The organism is Stenotrophomonas pictorum JCM 9942, from assembly GCF_001310775.1.
In the GTDB taxonomy this organism is placed as follows: Bacteria; Pseudomonadota; Gammaproteobacteria; order Xanthomonadales; family Xanthomonadaceae; genus Stenotrophomonas; species Stenotrophomonas pictorum.
In genome coordinates this window covers 1-5,993 of the sequence record NZ_BAZI01000169.1, presented here as the reverse complement: position 1 = coordinate 5,993, position 5,993 = coordinate 1, and the positions used below count along the sequence as shown (strand labels likewise).

The following is a 5,993-nucleotide window of genomic DNA, read 5'->3' as shown; positions in this document are numbered from 1 at the left end:
CCGGCATCGGCTGCGCCGCCAGCGCCGCCTGCACCTGCGTATCGGCCTGTGCCGTATCGGCACTGACCGGCAGCCGCAGCGACACTTGCGCCTTGCCCGGAATGCACACCGTCTCGCACATCAGCCAGCGGGCCGTCGCCTTCAGCTCGACCTCGCTGCCCGGCCGCAGCCCCGCTGGCGCGGTCAGCTGCATCGGCAGATGCAGCAGTCCCTCGTAGCCGTGCCCGGTGATGTTGCCCTCGCGGTCGCGTACCAGCACCGGCGTCGGCCAATGGATCGCCCCGGTGTGCCAGCCCTCCGGCAGCTCCCACTGCACGCGCGTGGGCAGTCCGGTACCGGCGTTCTTCCAGAAGCTGTGCCAGTGCTCACGGTGTTCCATGCGCAGCGCCACGGTCAGCGGCTGACCGGGCTGGATCGATTGTTCCACCGCGACCAGCGAAGCCTGCACCTGGGCACTGGCAACGGCGGGCAGCAGGCCTGCCAGCAGCAGGCCCAGCAGTATGCGCAACAGCAACTCAGAGCCCCTGCGCATTTTCAGTCTTCTTGATCTGCGCACGCACTGCGCGCTCCACATCCCACTCGCGCATGCCGACGCCGACGATCGTGCCGTCGGAAGCGATGAGGTAGTTCTGCGGCAACTGGGTGACGCCATAGGTCTGTGCGGCAGATGCTTCAAAGCCCGGTGCCTGCAGGTTGATCCACGGCAGATCGGTGGTGCCGCCCTCCTCGTGCATGGCCTTGACCCAGTCCTTCTTCTCTTCATCCAGCGATACGGCGTAGATCTCGAAGCCGTGGGGATGGAACTCGCGGTAGACCTTGAGCAGATGCGGGAACTCGCCACGGCACGGACCGCACCACGACGCCCAGAAATCCAGCAGCACCAGTTTGTTCCTGGCCAGCACTTCGGACAGCTTGACCTGCTTGCCATCGACATCCACCGCGGTGATGTCGGCGTAGGGCTTGCCGGGACCGAACTTCTCGGCCAGCTGCATCGACTTCCGGTGTTCCTCGGCCGCGTGCCGCATCTGCGCAATCACCGGGTGCGGCCCCAGGGTCTTGGCGTACTGGGCCAGCATCTGCTCGCGACGCGCCTGGTCGTAGCGCTTCCAGTCGTAGTTCTCCGACAGCACCAGCAGCTTGAGCATGTCCGGCGCATCACTCTCCAGCAGCGCCCGGTCGTAGTCGTTCTTCACCTGGTGCAGGTGGGTGAAGGCGGGCACCGTGGATGCGCGCGCCCGCTTCATCGCCTCTTCGTCCGTCTCATCGACATTGGCGAAGGCGGTGCGGTTGGCCTCGCGGTTGGCCTTGTAGGCGGCCACATAGTCCGGACGCTGCAGATAGCCGTAGACGCGCTCGGTATAGGTCCCGCCTTTGGCCACCGGGCCGAGTTCACCGGCTTCGATACGCAGCTCACCGGCTTCCAGGACCAGTTTGGCGGTGCCCTGCTTGCCCAGCTGCAGCAGCGCCGGTACCGGCTGCTCGACCGTGCCGCTGAGGACGAAGCTGCCGCCCTGCGCGGTGGTCTTGGCCACCGGCGTGATATCCAGCGGGTCGCTCACCTGCGAAGGCACCAGCAACGCTATTTCCTCACCGTCCTTCAATCCGTCCAGCGTGCCGCGGATGCTGTAGGCCTGCTTGGCATCGGCGGCCGCCGGGACAGGTGCGGGGGCTTCGCCCTGGCTGCAACCGGCCAGCCCCAGGGCCAGTAGAACCGCGCCAGCAAGAACGCCGGCACGCAATGAAGTAGAGAACAGGTTCATCAGTAATCCTTGAAATCAGATACGGCACACCGGATGACCGGTGACGATGGCCGCGGGAAGGCAAACAGGGCCCGCGCCGCCAGGACGCGGGCCCGGGGAGACTCAGAACTCTTTCTTGATATCGAAATACAACACGCGGCCGCGGATGTTCACCCGGTTGGAGACAAAGCCGTTGATGTTGTCGACGAACGGATAGGCGCGATCGAACATGTTCTGAACGCCCAGCCGCGCCGTCACCCCGCCCAGCCAGCCCTCGCGCTGCAGCTTGCGGTAGCCGACCTGCGCATCGAAGGTGGTGTAGGAGGCGGAGCGCGTGCGCGGATTCTCGTTCGGGGTGAAATCGTTGTAGTCGTTGGCGGTGGCCGACAACGGATACAGCACGCGGTGCGCGGCCGAATAGTGCGCGCCCAGCGAGGCGAACCAGGAGTTGTCTTCCCAGCCGACGAACAGGTCGCCGGCCCACTTGCTCGGACCCAGCTCGCTGTCCGAATAGGTCAGTGTCGGCAATGACGGCAACGAACGCGCACTGAGCTCCAGCGTACGCACCGCGTTGAACTCCACGCGCCAGTCACCCCAGTCGTTGCCGAAGTAGTAGCTGGCGGCGGTGTCGATGCTGCGCGAACGACGACCCAGGAAGTTGACGGCGCGGTTGTCCCACAGCAGCACCCCGTTCTCCCCCGTCGTGAACATGCCCTCGGGCATGTTTTCCAGGTTGCTGAACACCTGGCTCAGGGTCAGGCCCGACAGCGGATCGCCGATGTAGTTGTCGAACTTGGTCTGGTTGTAGGTCGCCGACAGCTGCAGACCACTGGCAAAGTCCGGCGTCCAGTCGAAACCGTAGGTGCTGGTGGTTGCCACCTGCGGTTTGAGATTGACATTGGGACCGGTCAGCGCCACCACCTGGCTGACGCCCTCGGGCAGCGGCACGCCGCCGAACATCAGGCGGCCGGTGTAATCGGCCAGGGTCAACTGGCCGAACTGCTGCTGCGCCTGCGGCACCAGGAACGATTCGCCCCAGGTCGCACGCACCCGCAGCTGCTCCAGCGGCTTCCAGGACAGGCGTGCCAGCGGGCTGGTGCGGCTGAAACCGCGCGACACATGGGTGCCGGTGCCGGTCAGGTCGTCTCCACCGTTGTTGACGGTGCCGGTCATCGCATCGATATCGAAGCCGCCGAGCTGGCCAAGACCATAGGAGCTGTCACGCAGCGCGTTCTTTCCGTTCTGCTGGAAGCGTTCGTGGCGCGCGGCCACGGTCAGGCTGAGCAGCTTGGCAAACGGCTGGTCCTTAAGCAGCGGAATGCCGATCTCGGTGAACAGCGCCTTCGAAGTGCCGTCGCTTTCCACAAGCAGGCGCTCGCCCAGGTTGCTCTCGTGGGCAAATTTCTGCTCGCGGTACTGTGCACCGAACGCCGCCTCGATCTTGCCGGCCGGCAACGAAAAAAGCTCGCCGCGGGTCAGCGCATCGACCACGTTGGAGCGCGACTGGAAGTTGTAGGCATAGCGCTCGACCAGGCTCTCCAGCAGCTTGCGGTTCTGCGCGACAACCGCCTCATCCCGCCCGTCGCCAAACACGTTCAGGCCCTGCAGGACTGCCTGGGTGCGTTCGTAGCCGTCCATGCCCATCGAGCCGGTCAGGTCGGCAAGCGCATCGGTACGGCCCTTCTCGCGGCCAGCGCTGAACGTCAGCTCATAGTCCCAGCCCTTGGCGAACGGCAACTTGCCGTCGATGCCGACATGGGCATCGATATTGGTCTGCTTCTGGTCCTCGCTCAGACGCATGTCCGAGAACTCGCGCGCGAACGAATACCCGACCAGCACATCGCGGCCAAAACTGTTGTACGGATTGGCTTCGGGCACGTAGACGTTGTAGCCGTGCTCGAACAGGTTGAAATCGAACAGCGTCGGCGACCAGGACTCCTTGTTCAACTGGCGCACATAGCTCATCCCATAGCTCAGGCGCAGGTCTTCGTTGATTCTGTGCTCGCCGCTGAAGCGGGCATGGGTGTTGTCGACCTTGGCGCCGATGCGACCCCGCTCGTAGGTGGTCGGTGCCGTGGCCGGGTCGTAGGGCAGCAGGCTGTCCGGATCCAGCGCGGTCCCGTTCTGGCCACCGGGAATCACCCCGATCACCTCGCCCATGAAGTGGTAGCCGATGCCATAGTCTTCCGACTCGTACACCACCCCAGGCTGGCCCTTGTTGCGCGTACGCCCGTTGACGCCACCGAGATCGGTCAGGTCACCGCGCCCTCCCGGACCAACGTGGATCAGCTGATTGACGTCGGCCGGCGAAGTGCGCTCACGGCCGATGGCCGCGGTGAGGTGGCCGCTCTTGAAACCGAAGGTATGGGCAAGGTCCAGACGCGATACATCGGCACCGTTGCTGGAGTTCTCGTGGCGCAGCTGCGCGGTGGTGCCGTCGTAGGACTGCTTGAGCACGATGTTGATCACCCCGGCCACCGCATCGGAGCCGTAGATGGCGCTGGCGCCGTCACTGAGCACTTCGATGCGCTCGATCTGCGAGACCGGGATGGAGGAGATGTCGGTATAGGCCCCCTGCCCCTGTGCCGAGGCGGCACGGCGCCGGCCGTCGACCAGGATCAGCGTGGAGCGGCTGCCCAGGCCACGCAGGTTGGCACCGGAGGAGCCCAGCAGGGACTGGCCATCGCCATACGTGCTGCCGTATTCGAGCTCGCCCAGCGCGCGCGAACTGCCGGTGCGGTTGGAGAAGTTCTGCGGCAGGTTGCGCAACACATCCTCAATGGAGGCGTAGCCGCGGCTTTCGATCAGCTGCGAGTCGATCACGATCAACGGCGAGGCCGGATCGATGTTCTTCAGATAGGTGCCGGTGACGTTGATGGTTTCCAGCGTTTCGGCACCCGCGCGATCAGCGGTGGCAACCCCCTCGCCTGCCGCCCTGCGCGGGCGCACGGTGACGGTATTGTCGTTGATGAAGCGGTGGTCCAGGCCGGTGGGCGCAAGCAGCTGTTCCAGTGCCTGGGCCGGTGTATAGCGCCCGACCACCGCCGCGGAACGTTCGTTGCTGGCGGTGGCGCCGGTACCGTAGACGATCTGCAGGCCGGTCTGCTGGGCAAAGGCTTCCAGCGCCGAGGACAGCGGCTGCGCCGGGATATCGAGCTCGCGCGAGGCAGCTTCAACGGCCACCGGCGCGGCTACCTGTTCCTGTGCGAATGCAGCGGTACCGGTACCGGCCAGCAATGCGACCGCGACCGCCTGGACCAGAACACTTTTACGAAAGCTATTGCGAGAACACATAGATAGATCGCCCCGAGTGAACCATCGACTGGATGTCGAGCCACCGGCTCCGCGCCATGCGAAACCAGCCTCTTGTTACATCCGTGTGTCCAACGGGGCGAAAAGGGTACTCGCCGGCAAAAATATTTTCGAAAAAATCCGGACCCCTGCTGTACCGCGGCTTACTGGCGGCTTGTGCCCTCGGCAAGCGGCGTCACCACGCTGCGATTGGGCTCGCGACTGACCCGCAGCGCCGAGCAGCACTCCAGGAATTGCAGGAACGATTCGGCATCATCGGCGTTGAACACGCCGCTGTAGCGTTGCTGGCGTGCCTGCTCGTCCTCGACCACGATCTGACGCGGGTTGTAGCGGTTGAACTCGGCGACGATGTCGGCCAGCGTGTCGTTGCGGAAATTCAACCGGCGCAGGCTGCCCGGTGCTGCGCTGGGCACTTCCAGCGGCATCCGCAGCAACGCCTGCTGCCCCTGGGGAATACGGGCCTGCTCACCGGCGGCCAACGCCGCCGGGCGACCCAGCGACTCCAGTGCGACACTGTCCTTGTCGATGATCGTGGCCGGCGGCTCGTCCAACAGCGACTGCAGCCAGCCGGTCTTGCTGGCGGTCACTTTGACCTTGCCCTCGGTGACCGCCACCCGCGTTCCGGAGGGCAGGCGGTTGACCGTGAATCGGGTGCCCACGGCCTGCACCGTGTTGTTGCCGGCATGTACCCGGAACGGGCGCGCGGTGTCGTGCGCGACGTCAAAGGTAGCCTCGCCTTCGCGCAGCTCGATATCGCGTACGCCTTCGGAGAACTGCACCGCGATGTGCGAGGCCGGTGCCAGCAGCACCGTGGAACCATCAGCCAGTACCAGGGTGCGCTGCTCGCCGATGGCGCTGGCATATTCCTGGGCCGGCGCGGCCGGGGCGGCCAGTCGCCACCCGATACCCGCAGCCGCACACAGCACAACACTGGCGGCCAGG

At 65.2% G+C, this 5,993-nt stretch carries 4 protein-coding genes; all 4 read right to left on the bottom strand.

What is annotated here, in order from left to right; genetic code table 11:
* A partial coding sequence (locus JCM9942_RS09700) for a protein-disulfide reductase DsbD domain-containing protein (protein ID WP_218185476.1) occupies window positions 1–514 on the bottom strand: 514 nt, incomplete at its 3' end.
* Between the two features lies 1 nt (window position 515).
* Window positions 516–1,760: a TlpA disulfide reductase family protein gene (locus tag JCM9942_RS09695; RefSeq protein WP_054659323.1), complete on the bottom strand. Its 1,245-nt coding sequence runs from the start codon at window positions 1,758–1,760 to the stop codon at window positions 516–518.
* Between the two features lie 102 nt (window positions 1,761–1,862).
* Window positions 1,863–4,976: a TonB-dependent receptor gene (locus JCM9942_RS09690; RefSeq protein ID WP_054659321.1), complete on the bottom strand. Its 3,114-nt coding sequence runs from the start codon at window positions 4,974–4,976 to the stop codon at window positions 1,863–1,865.
* 218 nt (window positions 4,977–5,194) lie between these two features.
* A partial coding sequence (locus JCM9942_RS09685) for a FecR family protein (RefSeq protein WP_054659319.1) occupies window positions 5,195–5,993 on the bottom strand: 799 nt, incomplete at its 5' end.